Annotated in this window: 5 protein-coding genes; 4 read left to right on the plus strand and 1 reads right to left on the minus strand. The window is 47.4% G+C overall.

All coding sequences use genetic code 11. From position 1 onward, the window contains the following. Window positions 1-207 precede the first annotated feature (207 nt). A complete protein-coding gene (malQ, locus tag PN462_RS07815) occupies window positions 208-1,713 on the plus strand; it encodes a 4-alpha-glucanotransferase (RefSeq protein WP_272127504.1) in 1,506 nt (501 codons plus the stop codon). A gap of 197 nt (window positions 1,714-1,910) precedes the next feature. Here malQ and guaD read toward each other — a convergent pair whose 3' ends face one another. Further along, window positions 1,911-3,248 (minus strand): guanine deaminase, encoded by a 1,338-nt coding sequence (guaD, locus tag PN462_RS07820; protein WP_272127505.1) that lies wholly within the window; start codon window positions 3,246-3,248, stop codon window positions 1,911-1,913. Between the two features lie 367 nt (window positions 3,249-3,615). Between guaD and PN462_RS07825 the strand changes: the two genes are divergently transcribed. The 3 genes from PN462_RS07825 to PN462_RS07835 form a co-directional block, all read left to right on the plus strand. Beyond that, window positions 3,616-4,335: a Tic22 family protein gene (locus PN462_RS07825; RefSeq protein ID WP_272127507.1), complete on the plus strand. Its 720-nt coding sequence runs from the start codon at window positions 3,616-3,618 to the stop codon at window positions 4,333-4,335. Between the two features lie 14 nt (window positions 4,336-4,349). Continuing rightward, window positions 4,350-5,228 (plus strand): peptide chain release factor N(5)-glutamine methyltransferase, encoded by an 879-nt coding sequence (gene prmC / locus PN462_RS07830; RefSeq protein WP_272127508.1) that lies wholly within the window; start codon window positions 4,350-4,352, stop codon window positions 5,226-5,228. Window positions 5,229-5,417: 189 nt separating this feature from the next. Continuing rightward, the coding region (locus PN462_RS07835; RefSeq protein WP_272127510.1) for an NACHT domain-containing protein at window positions 5,418-7,092 on the plus strand (1,675 nt) is incomplete at its 3' end.

Raw genomic sequence — 7,092 nt, forward strand, 5'->3', positions numbered from 1 at the left:
AAAGGGCTTTATATATCGTGGGGCGCACGAAAATTAACGCTTGGGGAGAAACTCCCTCTTGGTTGGTTGGAGAAATCCTGCTAGCTAACGGAGATTCGTTGAACCAAGAATCCACGCTCCTTTAGGGCGTGGAGCGTCAATCATTCCCTAAATTGTTAATGGTTAATTGTTAAAATTGCCATAGATTCCCTAACATAGAGAACTCCTATGGATTTTGAACGCGCTAGTGGTGTATTACTCCATCCCACATCCTTCCCCAGTCGTTTTGGGATTGGAGACTTGGGCCAAGGTGCCTACGAGTTTGTGGATTTTCTGGCTAAAAGTAAACAAAAACTGTGGCAAATTCTCCCCTTGGGCCCCACAGGTTATGAGCATTCCCCCTATACCATGAATTTTAGTGCCTTTGCGGGGAATCCTCTGATGATCAGTTTGGAGAAACTGGCCGAGGAGGGATTACTCAAAGCAGAGGAGTTACAACCCCTCACAGGAGACGATATACAATCGGATCAGGTTAATTTTGCTCGCGTCATTCCCCACAAAACCCAATACCTGCAACAAGCCTTTGAAACCTTCCGCAGTCAACCCATCCCACCGGAATTTGAGCAGTTTTGCCAAGAGCAAGCGGTATGGTTAGAGGATTATGTGTTATTCATGGTGATCCATGAACAATTCCCCGAGCAAATGTGGAATGAGTGGGAATACGACTTGCGACACCGCAACCCCGATGCGTTAAAAGCGAAGGCCGAGGAATGTAAAGATCGGGTGTTTTATCACAAGTTTCTCCAATTCAAGTTTTTTGAACAGTGGAAGCAGTTGCGGAGTTATGCCAATGAGCGAGACATTAAAATTATTGGCGATGTGTCTATTTATGTTTGTGAAAATAGTGCCGATGTTTGGGCCCATCCAGAGATTTTCAAGTTAAACCCAGAAACCCTGAAACCTACTTATATTGCGGGTGTTCCCCCAGACTATTTTAGTGCTACAGGACAACTGTGGGGAAATCCGGTGTATGACTGGGAGAAGCTAAAAGAAACTGAGTATGCGTGGTGGATTGAACGATTCCGGGCAACGTTAGAATATGTGGATTTGGTGCGTATTGACCATTTTCGCGGTTTTGAGGCTTACTGGCAAGTGCCGTTTGGGGAAACAACGGCATTAAGTGGGGAATGGGTTGAGGCCCCCGGAGAGGACTTTTTTGAGACGTTACGGAATAAGTTAGGCTATTTGCCTGTATTGGCGGAAGATTTGGGGATTATTACCCCAGAAGTGGAGGCATTGCGGGATCAATTTGGGTTTCCGGGGATGAAAATTTTGCTGTTTGCTTTTAGTGAAGGGGCGGATCATCCCTATTTACCGCACAATTTTCCCCGGAATTGTTTAGTTTATACTGGGACTCACGATAATGATACAACTTTGGGCTGGTGGGAGAAGGCTGGCGAGACGGAAAAGGCCAATGTGGCGTTTTATCTGGGGTATGATTCTCCCGAGGATATCCCGTCAATTACTTGGGGGTTAATGCGTTTGGCGTTGAGTTCGGTGGCCAATCAGGCGATTATTCCTTTACAGGATATTCTTAGTTTGGATAACCGGGCCAGGATGAATGATCCGAGTGTGATCCCTGGGAATTGGCGGTGGCGATATGCGGAGTCTAGTATGTTGACTGAGGGGTTGTGTGAGCAATTGCGACAATTGACAGAAGGGTATAATCGTTAGGTTTTTGGTGCGTTACGCTTCGCTAACGCACCCTACGCTTTCTCCTATGAGGTTTTTGGTGCGTTACCCTTTGCTAACGCACCCTACGCTTTCTCCTATGAGGTTTTTGGTGCGTTACGCTTTGCTAACGCACCCTACGCTTTCTCCTATGAGGTTTTTGGTGCGTTACGCTTCGCTAACGCACCCTACGCTTTCTCCTATGAGGTTTTTGGTGCTTCTCCCATGATATAAGTGGCTGTTATGGCTCGGTCATCGCCTAAAATGAGTAGCGCAAAGAGATGCTCGGCTAATTCTGCTACGGTGGGGGGGAGGGTGTCTCGGTTGCGGAAGGCTAATAGGGGGGTGGCTTGGTGATCAACTACAATAAAATCTGCTTCTTTCCCGGTTTCAAAGTTGCCAATTTTTTCCTCTAAGGCTAATGCTTGCGCACCGCCTAATGTGGCTAAGAATAAGGCTTGTAGGGGGGATAGGTTTTGTTGGCGCAGTTGTGCTACTTTATAGGCTTCATTGGCGGTTTGGAACATGGAAAAACTTGTTCCTCCGCCTACATCGGTTCCTAAGCCTACTTTAACGGGGGTTTCGGGGGATTTGGCTTGGGCGAGGTTAAAGAGGCCACTGCCTAAGAATAGATTAGAGGTGGGACAAAATGCGATCGCAGCTTTAGCCTCCGACAGTCGCGCAAATTCTTCCTCTGTCAAATGTATCCCATGCGCAAATACTGCTTTCTCCTGCACTAACCCCGCTTGATCATACACCGCTAAATAATTCTCACAGTTAGGAAATAATTCTTTAACCCATTCAATTTCTGCCAAGTTTTCCGATAAATGGGTTTGTAAATAAACATCCGGAAATTCCTGTAATAATTGCCCCGCGATCTTTAACTGTTCCTCAGTCGAAGTAATGGCAAAACGAGGTGTAATGGCATAGAGCAACCGCCCTTTTTTATGCCATTTTTCAATCAACCTTTTACTATCTTGATAAGAGGATTCTACTGTATCACAAATATTGTTTGGCCCATGACGATTCATCATTACTTTCCCCGCAATCATCCGTAAGTTTCGCGCCTGAGCCTCCGTAAAAAACGCCTCAACGGACTCCGGGTGAACCGTCGCAAAGACTAGCGCAGTCGTTGTTCCATTGCGAATCAGTTCCTCTAAAAAAAAGCGAGCAACCTGTCGCCCATAGTCCCAATCTTTAAACTTAGCTTCTGTCGGAAACGTATATTTATTTAACCACTCTAAAAGCTGCTCCCCATAAGAGGCAATAATCTCAGTTTGGGGGAAATGAATATGAGTATCCACAAACCCCGGCATTAAAATCTTATTCGTATAGTCCGTTACAGAAATTTGCGGATATTTATGGGTCAATTCAGAATAATCGCCAAAATCCCGAATAATGCCATTTTCGAGAACCAACAACCCATCCGGGAGATAGCGCACCGCCTCCGTTTCCGGCACAAAAAACGGATCAGCCAAAAAATCTAAAAACGCCCCTCGAAACGCCCTCCAGGAGTTCTGAGCCAAAGATACAGCCATTCTTGATACTTGCTCCAAGTCTAGCCTCTACTCTAGCAGTCCCCAACCCCACTCAACCATGAACCGATAACCAAAAATTATTCATTCTCCATTGTCCATTCTTCATGGTCCATTCTTCATAAGCCAGATGTGCCACTATCTTTTTTGGCCACTCCTCGGAACATCCAGGGGAATAGCCTAGTCAAAGTTCACAAAGCGTTAACAATTGCGGTATGTTTGAAGCAGTAAGTTGACACGCTGAACAAACATACACAATTTTCAAGTTAGCGGTTGATTGAACATTACGAGTTTTATTTGCTCCTACTTTTAGCAACCCCAGTAAATCGGTGTTTTGCGTAAATCCGTGAGCAGTCTTTGAGGTAGATTCATGATCAATACAAAATCTTTTCTTCGTTGGTGTCTTGCTGCTGGTATTGCCGGGAGTACCGCATTAGGCACTTTGTTGGGTGGTTCATTGTCTGCATTGGCTTTACCCGCCGAACAAGTTGTGCAACGCTTACAGTCAGTCCCCGTCTTCACAGTCATCGACGGCAACGGTGCGCCTTTAGTGGCCAGTGTAGAAGAAGTGGGAAATGTGGCCGGCATTTTCATTAACCCCGAAGATGCGGAGCGTTTTGTACAACGCTTAAAGCAGGAAAACCCGGAGTTAGGCAACCAAGTGAATGTGGTTCCCATGTCTCTGAGTCAGGTGTATCAGTTTGAACAACAAACCGAGGCCCAAGGGGATATTGAATTCACCTATGTTCCCACCCAGTCTCAGGTCCAACTGGCCCAACAGTTAGAAAATGAATTCCAAGGTGTTCCTCTCTTTGTGGCCCGAGGGGGGAATGAAGGCGGTTATCTGACGCTGCAACAAAATGATCAGCAACGCATTCCGTTCTTTTTCGAGAAAGCCGCCGTTGAACGGATGGTACAACGGTTTCAGGAACAACAACCCAATTTAGCGGATACTGTCACCATTGAGGTTGTTCCCCTTGAAGGGATTATTAATGCCTTAGAAACCAATAACGACCAACAACTGAATCAAATTATGCTCGTTCCTTCTCAGGAAGCCATTGAGTATGTCCGCGATCGTCAGTCTCAGTAGTTGAGGTTAGGGGAATGGTGGTTTCAGGTCAACCGTTTCGGGAATGGGTACAGGAGGCGAAAGCCGCAGCCGTTACCGCTAAGATCAGTATTAGTGAGTTAGATTGGCTTATCCAAGCGGTAACGGGGTTCGATAAACTCGCGCTGCGTTTAGCCACCCCCCAAACCCAACTGGACTTAAACCAAGCAGTCCCCCACCTGAACCGTCTCTGGCAACAACGACTACAGGAAAGAATTCCCCTGCAATATTTACTTGGTTCTGTCCCCTGGCGTACTTTTTCTTTACAAGTCGCGCCAGGGGTTTTAATTCCCCGTCCTGAAACGGAGGAAATCATTGATTTGGCCGTGCAAGGGGCGGGGGAGTCTCATTTATTATCAGGGCATTGGGTGGATTTAGGAACAGGGAGTGGTGCAATTGCCTTGGGACTGGCTTCCGTTTTCCCCCAGGCCACCCTACACGCGGTTGACTGCTCTCCAGAAGCCCTAGAAATTGCCCTAGAAAACGCCACAAGGCACAAACTCGCCTCGCGCATTCAATTCCACCCTGGCTACTGGTGGCAACCCTTAAAACGCCTCACAGGGCAAATTAGTGGCATGGTGTCTAATCCGCCCTACATTCCCTCTCAAGAAGTATTACACCTGCAACCGGAAGTCAGCCAACATGAGCCACATTTAGCGTTAGATGGGGGAGAGGATGGCTTGGTGGCCATTCGTCATCTTGTGGCCACTGCTCCCGACTATTTACAGTCGGGGGGGGTGTGGCTCATTGAAATGATGGCGGGCCAAGGGGAGAGGGTGCAAGCCTTACTCCAACAACAGGGCAGTTATCGAGGGATTCAGGTTTTTAAGGATATTAATGGGATAGAGCGTTTTGTTTTGGCCTATCGGGTTTAGGGAGATTGATTTGATTTCCCTAGAATACCTTAACCCGTTTGAACGGGGTTAAAACCAAGATGGATTGAACGCAATGACAGATAGGTCAAGGGGGGTGAAGGCAGGTTTTTTTGGGCAAGGGCAGGAGTTGATTTCCAAGACCCAATTTGCGGTTACATTGGAGATATGTGAGCGTGTGCGGTGGGGGCTATGAGTTCAACTCAGAAAGGGTTTCTCTATCTTGGTATCTTCCTCTTGGGAGCAATTGCGACAGCGTTTATTGCCTATTTTGTGAATCAACTGCCGGGGCTTCCGGCTTCCATTCCTCCCTTTTGGCGATGGCTGTTTACGTTTGCGGTGGTGTTGCTGTTTGGGTATTTGAGCTATCTGGCAGCGCAGTATCAACCAGAGGGGAAACCAGATGAGGCTAGATTACGCCAAAAGGTACTCTCTAATATAGACCACACTCTGGCCACACGGCTCAATACAGAATTGCCCCCCCAACGGCAACCCAAACCGCAGCAGCAGGAATGGGATCATAAAGTTTTGATCCCACTGGAGAAGAAAGATACTTCCCACTACTTGCAAAGATCGCAAGATTGGCGACTTCGAGACATTCCGCTTTTTTGGATCATCTGTCCCTTAGTTGGGGTTATCTTGATCAATGATTCGTTCTTTCAGTCTTTTCGACTGTTTCCATTCCGTTGGCAGGAAGTCTGGAGAGGATTGCCGACGGTGGTACAATCGGTGACAATGCCACGGGAGGTAGAGGATTGGAGGACGGGGAAAACGCAATCTATTGCCCCAGATCGGTCAACTTTTTCTATTTTTCAGGATATGGGTCAGCAATTGCTGATTTTGGGTGAACCGGGGAGTGGGAAAACAACTGAACTCCTGAAACTGGGCAAAGAGTTGGCTAATGAGGCCAAGCAGGACGACGAAGCCCCCATTCCCATCATTTTTGAGTTATCCACTTGGCGGCCTTGGCAAACCATTCAGGATTGGATGGTAGAGGAGTTACAAGAGCGTTATGGGTTGAGAGCAGAGGTTTGTTGGGATTGGTTGCATCGGGATTGCTTGATTCCCCTGTTGGATGGGTTGGATGAGTTGGGGGAATGGTCTGATGAGGCGATTAAGGCGATTAATGAACTGCAACAAAATAATAACAGCGAACATCAAAGGGCGTTGGTGATCTGTTCGCGGATTCGGGATTATCAAAAATGTCGCCATCGCTTGGATATGAAAGGGGCAATTTGTCTCCGTGAGTTGGAGGAAGGGCAAATTCAAGCCTATCTTGAAGATTGTGGGGCTGGCTATCTTTGGAACGAGATGAAGCGCGATCCAGAGAAGGGGGTTTTGACTTTGGCAGAAAAGCCCATGTTACTGAATTTAATGCCCCGCACCTATACTAAGCCGCACCAGTTGCCCCAAGGGAAGCCAGAAGACTGTCAACGTCAGCTTTTTGATGATTTTCTCCAGCGTAAGCTCGCTTTTCCTCGTTCTCGGTATAGTTTTCGGGAGGCAAAGCATTACTTGGCCTGGTTGGCGGCCACGTTAGAGCGAGATGAAGTCCGCCAACGGGAGTTACTTATTGAGAAAATGCAGCCGAGTTGGTTGGAGAATCAACGGCAAAGACGACAGTATCGGCTGATAGGAGGGCTGATAGGAGGGCTGATAGTCGGGCTGATAGTCGGGCTGATAGTCGGGCTGATAGGAGGGGATGATAGCAATATTCAATTAACCGAAGCTCTCGATCTGTCATGGACGGGGATTCAACGAGGAATTTATTACGGGCTGATAGTCGGGCTGATAGGAGGGCTGATATTCGGGCTGATATTCGGGCTGATAGTCGGGCTGATATTCGGGCTGATATTCGGGCTGATAT

Origin of the sequence: Spirulina sp. CS-785/01, from assembly GCF_028330525.1 — a bacterium.
Taxonomy (GTDB): Bacteria; Cyanobacteriota; Cyanobacteriia; order Cyanobacteriales; family Spirulinaceae; genus JAQMSD01.

Coding starts and splice junctions, on each gene's coding strand:
- malQ (WP_272127504.1), top strand. CDS start 208: ATGGATTTTGAACGCGCTAGTGGTGTATTACTCCATCCCACATCCTTC.
- guaD (WP_272127505.1), bottom strand. CDS start 3,248: ATGGCTGTATCTTTGGCTCAGAACTCCTGGAGGGCGTTTCGAGGGGCG.
- PN462_RS07825 (WP_272127507.1), top strand. CDS start 3,616: ATGATCAATACAAAATCTTTTCTTCGTTGGTGTCTTGCTGCTGGTATT.
- prmC (WP_272127508.1), top strand. CDS start 4,350: ATGGTGGTTTCAGGTCAACCGTTTCGGGAATGGGTACAGGAGGCGAAA.